Raw genomic sequence first — 16,521 nt, forward strand, 5'->3', positions numbered from 1 at the left:
TTTGCAATGAGAGGCGTGGGCGCCGCGCAGCTTTTGACGCGCGACGCCGGAATTCAACCGTTCACTTCTTTTTCTTCACCGGCCGAACGTAGCCGGTTTTCGCGATCTGCGATTTCTCGTTGAGCACGAGCGTGCCCTCCGGCACGTCCTTCCATACCGTCGTGCCCGCCGCGATGGTCACGCCGCGGCCCACGCGCACGGGCGCGACGAGCTGCGTATCGGAACCCACGAACACGTTGTCTTCGATGACCGTGCGATGCTTGTTCGCGCCGTCGTAATTGCAGGTGATGGTGCCCGCGCCGATGTTCACGCCCGCGCCCACGTCGGCGTCGCCCACGTAGCTCAGATGGTTCGCCTTCGAACCCACGCCGATGTTCGCGTTCTTCACTTCGACGAAGTTGCCCACGTGCACGTCGTCGGCGAGTGTTGCGCCGGGGCGCAGGCGCGCGTACGGCCCGAGCACCGCGTTCGCGCCGACTGCCGCGCTTTCGATGTGCGTGTAGGCGTCCACGCGCGTGCCCGCGCCGATCGACGCGCTGCGAATCACGCAGTTCGGGCCCACGCTCACGTTGTCCGCCAGCGTCACCTCGCCTTCGAACACGCAGTTCACGTCGATGAACACGTCGCGCCCGCAGGTGAGCGAGCCGCGCACGTCGATGCGAGCCGGGTCCGCGAGCGTGACGCCCGCCACGAGCAGCGCCTCGGCCACGTTGCGCTGATGCACGCGCTCCAGTTCGGCAAGCTGCTGCTTGCTGTTCACGCCGAGCGTTTCCCATTCTTCGTCGGGCTGCGCGGTCACGGCCGGGTGGCCGGAGGCGATCGCGGCTTCCACGACGTCGGTGAGGTAATACTCGCCCTGCGCGTTGTCGTTCTTCAGCGCGGCGAGCCAGCCCGCGAGCGGCGCGGTGGGCGTCACGACGATGCCGGTGTTGATCTCGGCGATCTTGCGTTGTGCTTCGTTCGCGTCCTTCTGCTCGACGATGCGCACGACCTTGCCCGCCGCGTCGCGCACGATGCGGCCGTAGCCGGTCGGGTCGTCGAGCGTGACGGTCAGGATGCCGTAACCGTTCTGGCCGGCGGCGTCGACAAGGCGCTCGAGCGTCGAGGCGCGCGTGAGCGGCACGTCGCCGTAAAGCACGAGCGTGGGGACGCTCGTGTCGAGCAGCGGCAGCGCCTGCGCGAGCGCGTGGCCCGTGCCGAGCTGCTGCGCCTGCACGGCGAACTGGACGTCGGGCGCGCCAACGGCTTCGCGCACGGCTTCGCCGCCATGGCCGACCACCACCACGAGGCGGGTGGGCGAAAGCGTGCGAGCGGTGTCGATGACGTGCGAGAGAAGCGGCTTGCCGGCGAGCGGGTGAAGCACTTTGGGCAGCGCGGAGTGCATGCGTTTGCCCATGCCTGCCGCGAGGATCACGATGTTCATTGCATCGGTGACTGGATGAGGAAAGAAGCGTCCGATTCTAGCATGGGGGGTATCCCCAGGACGTTGACCTGGCGGGCATTCGCGCCCGGACAAACACTCTTTTACAACCTCATTTCTGCGCGCCGGCCGGCCATGAAAAAACGCTCCGATGCGGGGTCGGAGCGTTTGAACACCATCGATTGCCGGCGCGGCTCAAAGATCGTCGAACGGCGTGAACTTGATCGTCGTGCCGTCGGCGGGCGCCGGGTCGGTCGAGCACGGCTCCTCGTCGAACGCGATGTCGCCCGCCGGATCGCCCACGCCCGTCGCGCGCAGGTCCGCGAAGTTGAACAGCTTCGTGTCCATGAGGTGCGAGGGCACCACGTTGCCGAGCGCGTTGAACATGTTCTCCACACGGCCAGGAAAGCGCTTGTCCCACTCGCGGATCAGCGCCTTCATTTCGGCGCGCTTCAGGTTCGGCTGGCTGCCGCACAGGTTGCACGGAATGATCGGGAATTCGCGCAGTTCCGCGTACTTTTCGAGATCGGTTTCCTTCACGTAGGCGAGCGGCCGGATCACCACGTTCTTGCCGTCGTCCGATTGCAGCTTGGGCGGCATGCCCTTGAGCTTGCCGCCGTAGAACAGGTTCAGCAGCAGCGTTTGCAGGATGTCGTCGCGATGATGGCCGAGCGCGATCTTGGTCGCGCCGAGTTCCCCCGCCACGCGGTACAGAATGCCGCGGCGCAGGCGCGAACACAGCGAGCACGTGGTCTTGCCCTCGGGCACGAGGCGCTTGACGATGCTGTAGGTGTCCTGATTCTCGATGTGGTACGGCACGCCCACACGGTCGAGATACTCGGGCAGCACGTGCTCGGGAAAGCCCGGCTGCTTCTGGTCGAGGTTCACGGCCACGATGTCGAAATCGATCGGCGCGCGCTCGCGCAGGCGCAGGAGCACGTCGAGCATCGCGTAGCTATCCTTGCCGCCCGACAGGCAAACCATCACCTTGTCGCCGTTCTCGATCATGTTGTAGTCGCCGATCGCCTGGCCGACCTGGCGCGCGATGCGCTTGAACAGCTTGTTGTTCTCGTAGGCTTCCTTCTGCTCGCGGCGCGTGAGCGCGCGGCGGCCGGATTCCTCGCTTTGCTCGGCGTTCGCGGTTTCGTCGTGCGTGGCGTCCTCGCCGACGGGGAGCGTTTCGGGGGCGTTCATGAATCAGTCCTCTTTGATGCGAAAGACCTCGACGCCCACCGCGTCGCAGTCCGGATAGACGTCGGGCTTCTCGGTCGAGACGCGCACCGCGCGCACGAGTTCGTGCGAGAGCAGCGCCGCGGCGAGATCGTCGCAGAGCGTCTCCTGCAAATGGATATGGCCCTTGCCCACGCGCTGCGCGACGGTCGCGCGCATGAAGTCGTAGTCCACGACTTCGCGCAGCTTGTCCTCGTGCGGCGTGGTCGAGGCGAGCGGCACGAACAGATCGACGTTGATGATGACGCGCTGCTCGCCGCGTTTTTCGAAGTCATGCACGCCGATGTTGATGTGCACTTCGTAGTCGCGCAGGAAAAGCCGGCGGCAGTCGGCGAGCCGGGGGTGAAGCAAAACGGTGGACATGTATCTTCCAGTCGATAAAAGCGTGCGTTCTCTCGCACGTGGGCGGGGCGCGGCGCGCCCGGCGGGTCGTTCAGCCGGTCTGCAAAGCCGCTCGTGCGCGGCGGCTTGCGTTCCTTAGTCTTCGTTAGCGCCGCTGGCCCGCAGTTCTGCGCGCAGCGTGCTATGCATTTAGTTGCAAAACTTGGCGCAACCGAGGTGCGCCAAGCGCCGGGCTTCAGCCGCCCGTCAAAAACATCACGTCGCGCGGCAGCGGCACGAGGTGCTGGCCGCCATCCACGACGAGCGTCGTGCCGGTCACGCCCGAAGCCTTCGCGAGATACAGCGCGGCTTCCACGAGATCGGCGGGCCTCGACGCGCGCTTGAGCGGCGTAACCTGATGCGCGGCGGCAAAGCTCTCCGGCGTCTGGTCGCCCGACTGCAACGTGAGACCGGGCGCGAGCCCCACCACGCGCACCTTGGGCGCGAGCGCCTGGGCAAGCGCGACAGTGGCGTTCTGCAAGGCGGCCTTCGTCAGCGTGTACGACAGATAGTCGGGGTTCATGTTGTACAGCTTCTGGTCGAGCACGTTGATCACGCAGGTGCGCAAGGTTTCGTCGCTCGCGGCCGCCTCGGGCGTCGCCTCGTACAGCGTGCGCGCCAGTACGAGCGGCGCGCCCACGTTGATCGCCATGAGCTGCAACAGCTTCACGTAGCCCACGTCGCGCGCGGTGTCTTCATCAAAGCGCGAGGCATTGTTGAGCACGCACGCTGGGCGGCCCAGCGCGGCCACGCAATCCGGCACGAGCCGCGCGACCTCGTCCTCATTGCCCAGATCGGCGTGCAGCGCCACGGCCTTGCGGCCCAGCGCCGCGATCTGCGCGACGACGTCGTTGGCGGCCTCGCGCGACTCGCCGTAATGCACGGCGACGTCCCAGCCGCGCGCCGCAAAGCCGAGCGACAGCTCGCGGCCAATGCGGCGCGCTCCGCCCGTCACCAGCACCACAGGCGCCTGCATGGCGGCGTCAGAATTGGGGTGCGATACAGATTGCGGTTCGCGGACGGACGCGCCGCCGGCGTCAGCCGGGCGGATGCCGGGAGTTGCGCTCATTTACAATGCCGGGATGAATCCGAAAGCTCACGAACCCGATAGTTTACCTGTTCCCGAGCCGATCGCGCTCGCGCAGTCCGAGGCGCTCGCCGCCACGTTGCGCGCAGAGATCGCGTCGACGGGCGGCTGGCTGCCGTTCGACCGCTACATGGAGCGCGCGCTGTACGCGCCGGGACTCGGTTACTACGGCGGCGGCGCGCGCAAGTTCGGCCTGCTGGCCGCTGACGGCAGCGACTTCGTGACCGCGCCCGAGCTTTCGCCGCTGTTCGCCGCAACGCTCGCGCGCGCCGTGGGCGAGGCGCTGGCCGCCAGCGGCACGCGCCGCCTGATGGAGTTCGGCGCGGGCACGGGCCGGCTCGCCGCGGGCGTGATGCTCGCACTCGACGCCTTGGGCGTGCCGTTCGACTCCTACGCGATCGTCGATCTCTCGGGCGAGTTGCGCGAGCGCCAGCGCGAAACGATCGCGAAGCTCGCGCCCGCGCTCCTCGAACGCGTGACGTGGCTCGATGCGCTGCCCGCGCAATTCGAAGGCGTCGTGATCGGCAACGAAGTGCTCGACGCCATGCCAGTGCGCCTCTTCGCGCGCAAGGATGCCGTGTGGCACGAGCGCGGCGTGGGCGTGAACGCCGATGGCGCGTTCGTTTTCGCCGACCAGCCGGCCAACTCCGGGCGCGATGCGAACTGGCCCGAGGGCGTGCTTGCGGGCGTCGAAGGCAGCGAGGACTACCTGACCGAAACGCACGAGGCGGCGCTCGCGTTCACGCGCACCGTGTGCTCGATGCTCCAGCGCGGCGCGGCGTTTTTCATCGACTATGGGTTTCCGCGCCACGAGTTCTACCACCCGCAACGCGCACAAGGCACGCTGATGTGCCATTACCGGCACCGCGCGCACGGCGACCCGTTTCTCTATCCGGGGTTGCAGGACATCACCGCGCACGTGGAATTCACGGGCATTGCCGAAGCCGGCGTGGAAGCGGGCGCGGACCTGCTAGGCTTTACCTCGCAGGCGCGCTTTCTGATGAACGCCGGGATTACCGAAGTGCTCGGCGAGATCGATCCCGGCGACCCGCAGCGCTTCCTGCCCGCCGCGAACGCCGTGCAAAAGCTCGTTTCCGAAGCGGAGATGGGCGAACTCTTCAAGGTGATCGCGTTTTCGCGCGGCATCGACGCCACCCTCACCGCGTTTGCCCGCGGCGACCGCAGCCACACTCTCTGAGCGCTCACGCCCACGCGACCATGATCCGCTGGTTCCTCACCACCTTCATCGCCGTGGCGATCCTCTCGGGTGCGCAGCCGTGGTTGCGCAAGCTCGGCATCGGACGGCTGCCCGGCGACGTCACGCTGCGCATTTTCGGCCGCGAGTATCCGCTGCCGTTCATGTCGACGCTCGTGCTTTCGATGGCGCTTTCGTTTCTCGTGCGCGCGCTCTGAGCGAGCGCGCGCAACCGCCCGGATCAACTCAGGCCGCCGTCAGCGCGCCTTCCACCGCCGCGATGCGCGCCTCGTGCACGGCTTCCTTGATCTTCTCGGCCCCGCCGCGTTCGATCGAATGTGCAATCGCGCCGGCATCCACGCCGCGCGCCGCCACGAGGGCTACGCGCAGCCGCTCGGCCTGCGGATAAGGCGCGTTCTCCCAGTTCAGCCGCCCGCGCAAATCCGACTCGCAGGCCTGGAGCGCCTCGGCGAAGCGCGCGGGCTTACGCAGCGCGTCGCAGCGTTCGAGCATGCGCACGAGCGCGGCAGCGCCCATCTCCATCACGCGGTGCATGTTGCCGTGCTCGCGCGCAACCAGCAGCGCCAGCTCGCGGCAGTCGTTGGGCACGCGCAGACGGTCGCACAGCGGCTTGAGCAGATCGACGCTGCGCCCCTCATGGCCGATATGGCGCGGCAGCACGTCTTCGGGTGTCGTGCCCTTGCCCAGGTCGTGCGTGAGCGCGGCGAAGCGCACCGGCAGCGTGTAGCCCTGCGCCGCCGCGTGGTCGATCACCATCATCACGTGCACGCCCGTATCGATTTCCGGGTGATAGTCGGCGCGCTGCGGCACGCCCCACAGCACGTCGACTTCGGGCAGCACGCGCGCGAGCGCGCCGCAATCGCGCAGCACCTCGAACATGCGCGAAGGCTTCGCCTCCATCAGGCCGCGTGAGATTTCCTGCCACACGCGCTCGGGCACGAGGGCGTCCACTTCGCCCGATGCCACCATCTCGCGCATGAGTTCGAGCGTTTCGGGCGCAACGGTGAAGTCGGCAAAGCGCGCGGCGAAGCGCGCAATGCGCAGAATACGCACGGGGTCTTCGAGGAACGCGTCGCTCACATGGCGAAACACGCGCGCTTGCAGATCACGCGCGCCGCCGAACGGATCGACCACCGGCCCGGTCAGCACGCCGCCCGGCTGCACTTCCTGCGCCATCGCGTTGATGGTGAGGTCGCGCCGCGCGAGGTCCTCTTCGAGCGTCACGTCGGGCGCATAGAAGAACTGGAAGCCGTGATAGCCCGCCGCCGTCTTGCGCTCGGTGCGCGCGAGCGCGTACTCCTCGTGCGTTTCGGGATGCAGGAACACCGGAAAGTCCTTGCCCACCGGACGATAACCCTGTGCAGCCATCTGCTCGGGCGTCGCGCCCACCACGACATAGTCGCGATCGCGCACGGGCAGCCCGAGCATCGCGTCGCGAATCGCACCGCCTACGACATAGATCTTCATGCGTCGTCGCGCTCGTCGTCAGCGACGATGTGGGTTTCGCGGCGCGCGGCTGCCACCCATTCGGCGAGAGCGGGCAATGCGCTCACGCGCTGCGCGTACGCCGCGGCTTCGGGCGAGAGCTTCGGTTGGTAGCTGTTGAAGCGCATGACGACCGGCGCATACATGGCGTCTGCAATCGTGAACTCGCCGAACAGGAACGGCCCGCCGCTCGCGGCGAGGCACTCGCGCCAGAGCGCGTCGATGCGCGCGACATCGGCGAGCGCGCCCGGCGTCGCGCCCGCGCCCGGCTTCACCTTGCGGATGTTCATCGGCATCTCGTTGCGCAGTTCGCCGAAGCCCGAATGCATCTCGGCGCTCACGCTGCGCGCGCGGGCCCGCGCGTTCGCGTCGCGCGGCCACAGCGCGTGCTGCGGGAAACGCTCGGCAAGCGTCTCGGCAATCGCGAGCGAATCCCACACGGCAAAACCGTCGTCGGCGACGAGGCACGGCACCTTGCCCGAGGCCGAGAACGCGAGGATCGAGGACTTGGTGTTGGGTTCGTCGAGCTCGATCAGCACTTCCTCGAACGGGATGCCGAAATGCTTGAGCAGCACCCACGGGCGCAGCGACCACGACGAATAGTTCTTGTCTCCGATGACGAGCTTCATGGTTCCAATGACCGTAGTGAGTTGAAAGAGTGCCGGCGGCCAGGCCGCTTTCGGCTAGCGCCCGGCGCTGGCCCGAAAGAGATTCAGCCGCGAGCGCAACGAGGCGTCGGCGAGATAGAGCGGCGCGATCGTCTCGATGCTGGCAGGCTCGATGTCGAGCTCCGGCGCGAGCGGCCCCGAAAGCACGCTGTCCACCTTCATCGAATCGAGATTATCGCGCGTGAGCACCGGCACGCCAGGCGCCATTTCGAAGGAAAGCGCCTGCAAGCGGCCGAACGCATCGGGCAGCCGCACGATGCGCGCGTGGCGGCCCACCACCTCGCCGCAATACTGGAACAACTGCTCGAGCGTGTAGACGGTCGGGCCGCCGAGCTCGTACGTGTGCCCACTCGCGGCGTCCAGATCGAGCACGTTGACGATCGCCCTCGACACGTCGCCCACGAACACCGGCTGGAACTTCGCGTCCGGCATGGCGAGCGGAATCATGGGAAAAAGCCGCTGGAGGAGCGCGAAGCGGTTGAGAAACGTGTCCTCGGGGCCGAATACGACCGAGGGCCGGAATATCGTCGTGGCGAGCGCCGTGGCGGCGTGCACCGCCTTTTCGCCGTCGCCTTTCGAGCGCAGATACATGCTCGGCCCGCGCGGATCGGCGCCGATCGCGCTCATGTGGATGAGCCGGTGGACGCCCTTGCCCTCGCAGGCGGCGACGATCTTTGTCGGCAGTTCGACATGCAGCTTCGCGAAGCCCGGCCCGTAGGGATCGCCGCGCCCCCCATTGAGCGTGCCGACGAGATTGATGACCGCATCCATGCCCTCGACGAACGCGGCGAGCGCAACCGGGTCGGACACATCGGTCTCGACCACGTCGATGGGCAGCAGGGTGAGATGGCGGGCGTTGAAGCGGCGGCGGGTGGCGACCCGCACGTCCTTGCCCGCTTCGACGAGCGCGTTGACGAGATGGCTGCCGATGAATCCCGAACCGCCGATGACCGCAATGGCTTGATGTCTCATCTTCGACCTCCTCGGGCAGGCGGCGCCGCCGCGTACGAGGTCCGGTTCGTCCCGCGGCGCGCCCCGCATGAGGCGGCGCACGCCGCGTGCCGTGGCGTGACGGCGAGGCGCTTACGGCGAGATATAGCCGAGACGCGCCTTCAGCGATTGCGGACGGCCCTCGAACAGCGCCGCATAGTAGACCGTGTTCGACAACACGTTTTTCACGTAGTCGCGGGTTTCCTGGAACGGAATGGTCTCCGCGAAGATGGCGCCCTCGACGCCCCCCTGCAACGACTGGCGCCACGCGCGCGGGCGCCCCGGCCCGGCGTTGTAGCCGGCGGTGGCGAGCACGGCGGAGCCATCGAACTGATTGTAGATCATCGACAAATAGTTCGTTCCGAGCAGGATGTTGGTGTCGAGATCGTTGAGCTGGTCGCGCGAGAGCGTGCCAAGGCCGATCTTCTTCGCGACCATCTGCGCCGTGGCCGGCATGATCTGCATGAGGCCGCTCGCGCCCACGCCCGACTTCGCGTTGAGAATGAAGCGCGACTCCTGGCGGATCAGGCCGTAGGCCCATTCCACGTCGAGGCCGTTGGTCTGCGCGTCGCGCTCCACCACGTCGCGGAACGGCGCGAGATAGCGCAGCGAGAAGTCGTGCTCGGTTTGCGTGCGGTCGGCCGTGTTGACGGTGCGATCGAGCAACTGGATGCGTTTTGCGTATTCGGCGACGGCCAGCAGTTGCCGGTCGCTCATGCCGCGCAGCGGCCAGTTCCACTCGCGGTTGCCTTCGAGCCGCAGATTCAGCGCGTAGAAACGCTGCGCGAGCGCGAAGCCCGGCGTTTGCGCGGCCTGGGCGATTTCGGCGTCGCTCACCGCCGTCTTGGGCGGAATCGTGATCTTCTGGCCGAGTTCTTCAGTGGCGAGCTGGCCGTAGAAGTTGTAGCCCTGCGCGATCGCCCCGAACTCCTGGCTTGCCTGCCCCGTTTCGCCCGCCTGCTTGAGCGCGCGGGCATGCCAGTAGACCCATGACGGCTGCGCGCGCAGATCGGCCGGCATCTGCTCGATCGACCAGCGCACCATGGTCCAGTCGCCGCCGAGGAGCGCCGCGCGCGTACGCCATTCGTAAGCCGCGTTCGAAAGCGGCGCGTTGACCGAGAGGCGATACCAGCCGAGCGCGGCGGGCAGGCGCTTGAGCGCGCCCTGATAGCCGATCGTGCCCCAGCCGATCGCGCGCTCGGGCGAGCTGAGCTGCGGCGCGACGGTGGCGAACGTGGCCGCGGCCATGGACGGGTCGTTGCGCGCCATCACGGTGACGGCGAGCAGCGCGAGCTGGTGCGATTGCGGGTCGGCGGTGACGCCTTGCGCGAGCGTGAGCGGCGGCGTGCTCACGGCCTGGCTGAACGCGGTGGGATCGGGACGTTGCGCCAGGCCGTCGAGCAGCTTCGCGCCGGTGGAGGTCTGGTTCTGCTCGTAGGCGAGGCGGATCTGCTGCCACACGTCGTCGTTCGAGAACTGGCCTTTCATGGCGAGCGCCGTGATGAGATCGACGCAGCCGTCGCCGTAATAGCGCGGCTCGACGAGCAGCGCGCGCGCGTCGTTCGTCACGTTTTCGCCGCGCGCCGCGCGCGACTCCAGCGCGTAGCACTTCACCTGCGTGTCGTCGTTGAGCACGAAGCGCGGATATTGCTTGTCGAAGTTCGCCCAGTCGTGGCGCGCGCCCAGCACGAGCAGATAGTCGTTGCGCATGCGGTCGCCGATCGCCTGGCCGTCGTAGCGCTGCAAGAACGAGAGCACCGGCGCATCGGGCGCGTCGATGCGCGCGTGGCCCTGCGAATCGAAAAGCTGCGGCTTGAGCTGGAAGTATTCGAGATACGACGGCGCCGGGTAATCGGGAATCGTCGCAGCGAGTTGCGCGGCGCGCGCGGGGTCGTTGTTGCGCGCGGCTTCGCGAAGCTGGATGAAGGTCTGATCGTCGCTTGTGAGTGCCGCCCCGACGGGCAGTGCGACCGGTCGCACGGCGTCCGCCGTGCTGCATGCTACGAGTGCCGCGGCGGTCAGCGCTAGACCGACCACGCGATATACTCGGACAAGGCGTTTGGACATCGTTATTTCTGGAGCGCGAGGTGAACCCAAGCATAGCACGCAACCCCCATGCGGAATCCAAAAAGGACTGGCGTGCAAGGCTGCTTCCTCGGCGAATTGAGGCATCTTCGGACGTGGCAATCGGCGCTGCGCTGACAGCTCGTCTCGACGCTCTCGTCTCGCAATTCCAGCCGCGTTCGATCGGGTTTTATTGGCCCTTGCGCGGCGAGTTCGACGCGCGCGCCTGGATCGCCGCCTGGCTCGCCGCCGACACCTCGCGCCGCGCCGCCCTGCCCGCCATCGCCGAGCGCCACGCGCCGCTCGTCTTCCACGTATGGACCCCCGACGCGCCGATGCGCGAAGGCCATCACGGCATACCCGAGCCCGTGGCGCGCGAAGCGATCGCGCCCGAACTCCTGCTCGTGCCCTGCGTGGGTTTCGATCGCGACGGCTACCGGCTCGGTTACGGCGGCGGCTACTACGACCGCACGCTCGCCGCGTGGCCCGGCGCGGCCTTGCCCGTCACGGTGGGCGTCGCCTATGAAGCGTGCCGCATCGAAGACGGCGTGCTCGCGCGCGAGGCGCACGACCTGCCGCTGGATGCCGTGGTCACCGAGTCCGACACGCACCTTGGCGCGCGGCGCCGCGTGCGCTAAGGTCGCCCCGGCGGTTGCGCGTATTCAGCGCTTTCGGCGCATCAGCATCAAAGCGAAGCGGCGGCGCGCGCCGCCGTGTCATAGAGCCCCGAAGCATTGCGCATGAGCTGCGCGGCGTCGCCGATCTGCTGGTTTGTGAGGCCGCTTTCCTTGAGCGTGGCGATGAGGCAGCTCTCGCGCACGTCGCGATAGCGCAGGCACAGGTCGTGCCCCTCGGGCGTGACCGAAAAGAAGACTTCCTTGCCGGTCTTTTCGCTTTTTACGTACCCTCTGGAAACGAGCTTCTTCAACGCATACGTGGCGACGTGCGTGTCCTCGATGTTGAGCACGAAGCAGATGTCCGCGAGCTTCTTGCGCCGCTCGCGATGGCCGACGTGATGGAGCAGCGACACCTCGATCGGCGTCATGTCCTTCACGCCCGCCGCCGACATGCAGCGCACCATCCAGCGGTTGAACGCGTTGCTCGCCATGATGAGCGCGTACTCGAACTCGGAAAGCTCGGCGCTCGACTCGGAGACGAGATGCTCAGACGAAACGATCTTGGTCGGCTGGCGCGACATGGCAAAAACCTGTGGTCGGAGGACGAAGAGGGAACGAGGCGTGCCGTGAGTGTAATTGCAGCCCGCGTCGATGTGCGCCTGGCATAAACGCTTATTGATAATTTGTAGATAATTTATCGACAATGTACGCTAGCAAAGAACGGTGCCGGCCGTCCGCTGGTGTGTCTCCCTGTACTGATTTTTGACCGGTCGAACCGTCCCTTGATCGATCCAACATGCCGAATTCTGATCCCCGCATCTTTCCTCTTGGTGACGAAGCGCTCGTCTGCGAAGCGCCGCCGCCCGCCACGCTCGAAGTCCAGCGTCGCGTCTGGGCCGTCGCCGCGCTCGCGCGCGGCTGGGCGCCCGTACGCGAGGTGGTCCCCGGCATGAACAACCTGACGATCACGTTCGATCCGCTCGCCGCCGACGCCGCCGCCCTCGCGGGCGCGCTCAAGGAGGCCTGGCGCGACGCCGAGGTCACGAACGAAGCGGGCCGCGAGGTCGCGATTCCCGTGATCTATGGCGGCGCGGACGGCCCCGACCTCGAAACGGTCGCGCAGCACTGCGGCCTTGCCGCCGCCGACGTCGCCGCGCGCCACGCCGAAGGCGTCTACACCGTGTTCTTCCTCGGCTTTCAGCCCGGCTTCGCCTACCTCGGCGGGCTCGCGGCCGCGCTGCACACGCCGCGCCGCCGCGAGCCGCGCCTTGCCGTCCCGGCCGGGTCGGTGGGCATCGGCGGAGAGCAGACCGGCATCTATCCAGCCGCCTCGCCCGGCGGCTGGCAATTGATCGGCCGCACCGCCGAGAAGCTGTTCGACCCCGCGCGCAATCCGCCCACGCTGCTCATGCCCGGCGACCGCGTGCGCTTCACCATTGCGGAGCTCCACGCATGATCGAAGTCCTGCGCGCGGGCCTGCTCACCACGGTCCAGGATCTCGGCCGCCCGGGCTACCGGCATCTGGGCGTCGCCACCGGCGGCGCGCTCGATGCGCTGGCGCTCGAAGTGGGCAACCGCCTGGTCGGCAACCGGCCCGACGCGGCTGGCCTGGAAATCACCTTCGGCCCCGTGGCGCTGCGCTTTGCGCGCGCCACGCGCGTGGCCATCACCGGCACCGACTTCGGCGCCACGCTCGGCGGCAAGCCCGTGTGGTCGTGGTGGAGCCTGCCCGTGGCCGCGGGCGAAGAACTCGTGCTGAACGGCTCGAAGCGCGGCATGCGCGCCTATCTGTGCGTGGCGGGCGGCATCGACGTGCTGCCCATGCTCGGCTCGCGCAGCACCGACCTCGCGGCGGGCTTCGGCGGCCTCGCGGGGCGCGCGCTCAAGGACGGCGACCGCCTCGCCATTGGCGCGTCGTTCGCGCCGGCCCGCGAGCGCGCCGCGCTCGATCCGGGCGCGCCCGCGTTCGGCGTGAAGGCGCCCGTGTGGTGCAACTTCGCGCTGGCCGACGAGCCGCATCACCGGCGCGGCCGCCACCCGGACGGCATGGCCTGGGCCGTGCCCGTGCGCGTGCTGCGCGGCCCCGAGCACGACAGCTTCACGGCCGACGCGCAGCGCGCGTTCTGGTCCGACGAATGGCAGATCACGCCCAACAGCAACCGCATGGGCTTTCGCCTCACGGGCACGCCGCTCGCGCGCGAGGACGGGCGCGACCTGCTCTCGCACGCCGTGTTGCCCGGCACGATCCAGGTGCCGCCCAACGGCCAGCCCATCGTGCTGATGGCCGACGCGCAGACCACGGGCGGTTATCCAAAGATCGGCTCGGTGATCCGCGCCGACCTCTGGAAGCTCGCGCAGGTGCGCCTCACGGGCGGCGTGCGCTTCGTGGAAGCCACACCCGCAGTGGCGCGCCGGGCGCTGGAAGAGGAACGGGCGTATTTGCGGCAGATCGACGCCGCGATCGCCATGCACGACGAGCGCTACGCGAGCCGCCGCGCGAGCGCGTGAATTTCCGGCGCTCATCGTCGGGCGCCACCCTTACGCAATATCGATGCAACATCGGCAAGACAAGCAGCAAGAGGAATCCATCATGACCACCATCGATCTGAACGCCGATCTCGGCGAAGGCTGCGGCTCCGACGAGGCGCTGCTCGACCTCGTGAGTTCGGCCAACATCGCGTGCGGCTGGCACGCGGGCGGCGCCAACGCCATGCGCGAATGCGTGCGCTGGGCCGTGGAAAAAGGCGTGTCGATCGGCGCGCATCCGAGCTTCAACGACCCCGAGAACTTCGGCCGCAAGGAGATGAACCTGCCGCCCGAGGAAATCTACGCGGGCGTGCTCTACCAGCTCGGCGCGCTCTCCGCGATCGCCCAGGCCGAAGGCGGGCGCATCGCCCACGTGAAGCCGCACGGCGCGCTCTATAACCAGGCCGCGCGCGACCCGCAGATCGCCGCGGCGATCGTCTCCGCCGTGCACGACTTCGATCCGTCCGTGACGGTGTTCGCGCTCGCGGGCAGCGGGCTCGTCACGGCGGCGCGCGAAGCGGGGCTCGTGGCCGTCGAGGAGGTGTTCGCCGACCGAGGCTATCGCGCGGACGGCTCGCTCGTGCCGCGCAGCGAGCCGGGCGCCCTGCTCGACGACGAAGACATCGTGCTCGCGCGCACGCTCGCGATGATCCGCGAGCAACGCGTGCAGGCCGTGAACGGCGCCTGGGTGCCGCTCAACGCGCAAACGATCTGCCTGCACGGCGACGGGCCGCATGCGCTCGCGTTCGCGCGGCGCATCCGCACGGCGCTCAACGACGCGGGCATCGGCGTGCGCGCGGCGGGCGCGGTCGAAGGCTAACGGTGCGCGGCACGCGCAGCCCAAACAGGACACGATGACGGGCGCACGCGCGACGTTTTCGCGCCGCGCGCCGCTCCCGGCGCATCGCCACCGGTTTCACAAGGCAATTCCCCACCAGCAAGTGCAGTTGTTGTTCGCATCAGGTTCGTAGTTGTACGAACGGCCGCCAGAGCCGGAAAGACAACGCGGCCGCGCGCCCCCTGCTCCATCCGCAGCCGGGCGGGCCGGACCGTTTCGCCGCTATCCGCGGCAATCACGACAAGCCAATACGTTTGGAGATCCACATGCAGAGCACCATCAACTTATGGCCGCTGATAGGCGTGGCCGTCATCATCGCCGGCTTCCTGTTACGGTTTAATCCGATGCTGATCGTCGCCGCGGCGGCCGTCGTCACCGGCTTCGCCGGGGGCTTCGATACGACCAGGGTTCTCGCCGCCATCGGCACCGGCTTCATCAAGACGCGCAACATCCCGCTCATCATCCTGCTGCCGCTCGCGGTAATCGGCTTGCTGGAGCGCCACGGCCTGCGCGAGCGCGCGCAGATCTGGATCGGCAACATCAAGGCGGCCACCGCCGGGCGCCTCCTGATCGTCTATCTGCTCGTGCGCGAGTTGACCGCCGCGGTCGGCCTCACGGGCCTGGGCGGCCACCCGCAGATGGTGCGCCCGCTCATCGCGCCGATGGCCGAAGGCGCCACCGAGAACCGCTTCGGCAAGCTCTCCGACGCCGTGCGCTTCAAGCTGCGCGCGTACTCGGCCGCGACCGACAACGTGGGCCTTTTCTTCGGCGAGGACATTTTCGTGGCGTTCGGCGCGATCGTGCTGATGGTCACGCTGCTCAAGGAAGCGGGCGTGTCGGTCGAGCCGATTCACGTCGCGCTGTGGGGCATTCCCACGGCGATCTGCGCGTTCCTGATTCACGGCACGCGGCTCTGGCTGCTCGATCGCAAGCTGGAGCGGGAACTGGGCGGCGCACAGGCTGCAAAAGCGGCGAACACGCCTCGCCAGCAGGGAGACGAAGCATGACGCTCACGCTCAACTGGCTGTTCTGGCTGGTCGGCATCGTGCTGCTCGTCGTCGGCGGCATGATCGTCGTGGATCGCGAGCATCCGCGCCGCTTCACGGCGGGCGGCTTCTGGCTGCTCTACGCACTGATCTTTCTGGTGGGCGGCCGCCTGCCCGCCGAAGTCGTGGGCGTGCTCGTGCTCGCCATGGCGCTCATCGCGGGCTTCGGCGGCGTGACGGCGGGCAAGCCCAAGGTGCTCGCGCTCGAAACCCGCATCGCCAGCGCGAAACGTCTTGGCAACAAGCTGTTTGTGCCCGCGCTCACCATTCCCGCCGTCACCGTCATCCTCACGCTCGCGGCGAGCCATCTCGTGATCGGCGGCACGCCGCTCGTCGACCCGAAGAACGTCACGCTGATCGGCTTCGGCATGGGCTGCGTGATCGCGCTCGCCATTGCGTGCCTCATCACGCGCGACAGCGTCGGCCAGTCGATGAAGGAAACGCGCCGCCTCGTCGACGCGCTCTCGTGGGCCGCCGTGCTGCCGCAGATGCTCGGCATGCTCGGCCTCGTGTTCTCGGACGCGGGCGTGGGCAAGGCCGTGGCGCACGTCACGACGTCCTACATCAACATGGACATACGCTTCGTGGCCGTGGTCGTGTACTGCGTGGGCATGGCGCTCTTCACGATCATCATGGGCAACGGCTTCGCGGCGTTTCCGGTGATGGCGGGCGGCGTGGGCGTGCCGGTGCTGGTAGGCGTGTTCCATGTGAACCCGGCGATGATGGCCGCCATCGGCATGTTCTCGGGCTACTGCGGCACGCTCATGACGCCGATGGCCGCGAACTTCAACATCGTTCCCGCCGCGCTGCTGGAACTGCCCGACAAGAACGCGGTGATCCGCGTGCAGGTGCCCACGGCGCTGGGCATTCTCGTGGCCAATATCGTGCTGCTGAACGTGCTCGGGTTTTGAGCGCGGCCGCAGTCCGATGAAGCAAGCCGGCCTCGCGCCGGC

Annotated in this window: 17 protein-coding genes; 8 read left to right on the forward strand and 9 right to left on the reverse strand. The window is 67.8% G+C overall.

Annotation, left to right across the window (positions count from 1 at the left end; translation table 11 throughout):
• Positions 1–61: 61 nt before the first annotated feature.
• From glmU to C7401_RS02755, 4 genes are all read right to left on the reverse strand, one after another.
• Positions 62–1,423 (reverse strand): bifunctional UDP-N-acetylglucosamine diphosphorylase/glucosamine-1-phosphate N-acetyltransferase GlmU, encoded by a 1,362-nt coding sequence (gene glmU / locus C7401_RS02740; protein ID WP_112169833.1) that lies wholly within the window; start codon positions 1,421–1,423, stop codon positions 62–64.
• A gap of 192 nt (positions 1,424–1,615) precedes the next feature.
• Positions 1,616–2,614 carry a tRNA 2-thiocytidine(32) synthetase TtcA gene (gene ttcA / locus C7401_RS02745; protein ID WP_112169834.1) on the reverse strand — a complete coding sequence of 333 codons (999 nt, stop codon included), beginning with the start codon at positions 2,612–2,614 and terminating at the stop codon, positions 1,616–1,618.
• A 3-nt stretch (positions 2,615–2,617) separates the two neighbouring features.
• Positions 2,618–3,013 carry a dihydroneopterin aldolase gene (locus C7401_RS02750; protein WP_112169835.1) on the reverse strand — a complete coding sequence of 132 codons (396 nt, stop codon included), beginning with the start codon at positions 3,011–3,013 and terminating at the stop codon, positions 2,618–2,620.
• A 214-nt stretch (positions 3,014–3,227) separates the two neighbouring features.
• A complete protein-coding gene (locus tag C7401_RS02755) occupies positions 3,228–4,007 on the reverse strand; it encodes an SDR family oxidoreductase (RefSeq protein WP_112169836.1) in 780 nt (259 codons plus the stop codon).
• Positions 4,008–4,113: 106 nt separating this feature from the next.
• Here C7401_RS02755 and C7401_RS02760 point away from each other — a divergent pair, with 106 nt between their 5' ends.
• Together C7401_RS02760 and C7401_RS02765 are read left to right on the forward strand one after the other, a co-directional pair.
• Positions 4,114–5,316 (forward strand): class I SAM-dependent methyltransferase, encoded by a 1,203-nt coding sequence (locus tag C7401_RS02760; protein WP_112170267.1) that lies wholly within the window; start codon positions 4,114–4,116, stop codon positions 5,314–5,316.
• A gap of 20 nt (positions 5,317–5,336) precedes the next feature.
• On the forward strand, positions 5,337–5,531 hold the full coding sequence (locus C7401_RS02765) for a DUF2905 domain-containing protein (RefSeq protein ID WP_112169837.1): 195 nt from the start codon (positions 5,337–5,339) through the stop codon (positions 5,529–5,531).
• Between the two features lie 28 nt (positions 5,532–5,559).
• On the opposite strand, the gene C7401_RS02770 is transcribed toward C7401_RS02765, so the two are convergent.
• The 4 genes from C7401_RS02770 to C7401_RS02785 form a co-directional block, all read right to left on the reverse strand.
• Positions 5,560–6,801: a multifunctional CCA addition/repair protein gene (locus C7401_RS02770; RefSeq protein ID WP_112169838.1), complete on the reverse strand. Its 1,242-nt coding sequence runs from the start codon at positions 6,799–6,801 to the stop codon at positions 5,560–5,562.
• The gene (locus C7401_RS02775; RefSeq protein WP_112169839.1) at positions 6,798–7,448 is read right to left on the reverse strand and encodes a glutathione S-transferase family protein; all 651 of its coding nucleotides are present in this window, start codon (positions 7,446–7,448) and stop codon (positions 6,798–6,800) included. Before C7401_RS02775 ends, C7401_RS02770 begins: the two co-directional genes overlap by 4 nt.
• Positions 7,449–7,502: 54 nt before the next feature.
• The gene (locus C7401_RS02780) at positions 7,503–8,459 is read right to left on the reverse strand and encodes a complex I NDUFA9 subunit family protein (RefSeq protein WP_112169840.1); all 957 of its coding nucleotides are present in this window, start codon (positions 8,457–8,459) and stop codon (positions 7,503–7,505) included.
• A gap of 111 nt (positions 8,460–8,570) precedes the next feature.
• Positions 8,571–10,544 carry a lytic transglycosylase domain-containing protein gene (locus C7401_RS02785; RefSeq protein ID WP_112169841.1) on the reverse strand — a complete coding sequence of 658 codons (1,974 nt, stop codon included), beginning with the start codon at positions 10,542–10,544 and terminating at the stop codon, positions 8,571–8,573.
• 20 nt (positions 10,545–10,564) lie between these two features.
• Between C7401_RS02785 and C7401_RS02790 the strand changes: the two genes are divergently transcribed.
• Positions 10,565–11,179, forward strand: coding sequence for a 5-formyltetrahydrofolate cyclo-ligase (locus tag C7401_RS02790; protein WP_373864416.1), 615 nt, complete (start codon positions 10,565–10,567; stop codon positions 11,177–11,179).
• A 47-nt stretch (positions 11,180–11,226) separates the two neighbouring features.
• Here C7401_RS02790 and C7401_RS02795 read toward each other — a convergent pair whose 3' ends face one another.
• A complete protein-coding gene (locus C7401_RS02795; RefSeq protein WP_112169842.1) occupies positions 11,227–11,739 on the reverse strand; it encodes a winged helix DNA-binding protein in 513 nt (170 codons plus the stop codon).
• Between the two features lie 215 nt (positions 11,740–11,954).
• On the opposite strand from C7401_RS02795, the gene pxpB reads away from it, so the two are divergent.
• From pxpB to C7401_RS02820, 5 genes are all read left to right on the forward strand, one after another.
• Positions 11,955–12,614, forward strand: coding sequence for a 5-oxoprolinase subunit PxpB (gene pxpB, locus C7401_RS02800; RefSeq protein ID WP_112169843.1), 660 nt, complete (start codon positions 11,955–11,957; stop codon positions 12,612–12,614).
• Positions 12,611–13,666, forward strand: a complete 1,056-nt coding sequence (locus C7401_RS02805) for a 5-oxoprolinase subunit C family protein (RefSeq protein ID WP_112169844.1) — start codon at positions 12,611–12,613, stop codon at positions 13,664–13,666. The genes pxpB and C7401_RS02805 overlap by 4 nt, the downstream gene beginning before the upstream one ends.
• Positions 13,667–13,748: 82 nt before the next feature.
• Positions 13,749–14,504 (forward strand): 5-oxoprolinase subunit PxpA, encoded by a 756-nt coding sequence (pxpA, locus tag C7401_RS02810; RefSeq protein WP_112170269.1) that lies wholly within the window; start codon positions 13,749–13,751, stop codon positions 14,502–14,504.
• A gap of 284 nt (positions 14,505–14,788) precedes the next feature.
• Positions 14,789–15,529 carry a DUF969 domain-containing protein gene (locus C7401_RS02815; protein ID WP_112169845.1) on the forward strand — a complete coding sequence of 247 codons (741 nt, stop codon included), beginning with the start codon at positions 14,789–14,791 and terminating at the stop codon, positions 15,527–15,529.
• Positions 15,526–16,479, forward strand: a complete 954-nt coding sequence (locus C7401_RS02820; RefSeq protein ID WP_112169846.1) for a DUF979 domain-containing protein — start codon at positions 15,526–15,528, stop codon at positions 16,477–16,479. The genes C7401_RS02815 and C7401_RS02820 overlap by 4 nt, the downstream gene beginning before the upstream one ends.
• Positions 16,480–16,521 lie beyond the last annotated feature (42 nt).

The organism is Paraburkholderia unamae (genome assembly GCF_003268775.1).
Taxonomy (GTDB): domain Bacteria; phylum Pseudomonadota; class Gammaproteobacteria; order Burkholderiales; family Burkholderiaceae; genus Paraburkholderia; species Paraburkholderia unamae.